Below are 639 nucleotides of genomic sequence, written 5' to 3'. Positions count from 1 at the left end.
AATGGTATAGACGCCTGCTTTATCTTCAATATACTGGCGAAGTTTCGCGGTGCCATAGGCTTTATCCGCGATAATATTTGATTGAGAAATATCGAAGCCTTCCAGCAACTCACTGGCAACTTGGCTATCATGTACTTGACCACCTGTTAGGCGAAAACCCAAGGGATTCCCTAATCCGTCAACGAGTGCGTGAATCTTGGTCGTTCGGCCACCTCGACTTAATCCAATAGCTTGATTTTCGACCATACATTCGGCATTTTTTTTGCCCCAGTGGCCTTTTGATGCGCTCGAACGATCNCCCCAGTGGCCTTTTGATGCGCTCGAACGATCGTTGAATCTAAGCTCAAGTTTTCCATGTCGGGATCGTCAATCAATTCGAGAAAAACCTGTTCGAACAAGCCTGAACTTACCCAGGCTCGGAAGCGACTATACACCGTTTTCCAAGAGCCATAGCGTTCAGGTAGATCACGCCAAGGAGCCCCGCTGCGCATGAGCCAGAGGATAGCGTTGAGGGCGGTACGGTTGTCTAGGCTTGATGGACGGCCAGTCCGGTATGGCGGGAAGTATCCTTTGATTCGGTCCCACTGAGCATCTTCCAGTTCGTATCGTTTAGGTGTTGTCATCGGAATGCCTCGATTC

General features: G+C 49.5%; 1 pseudogene. It reads right to left on the bottom strand.

What is annotated here, in order from left to right:
- Window positions 1-623, bottom strand: a pseudogene (locus E9531_RS17365) (IS5 family transposase); the annotation flags it as partial.
- Window positions 624-639: the final 16 nt, after the last annotated feature.

Source organism: Lampropedia puyangensis, from assembly GCF_004833285.1.
Classification (GTDB): Bacteria; Pseudomonadota; Gammaproteobacteria; order Burkholderiales; family Burkholderiaceae_C; genus Lampropedia; species Lampropedia puyangensis.
Note: the sequence above shows the minus strand (reverse complement) of the source record. Positions and strands in the feature narration are given on the sequence as shown.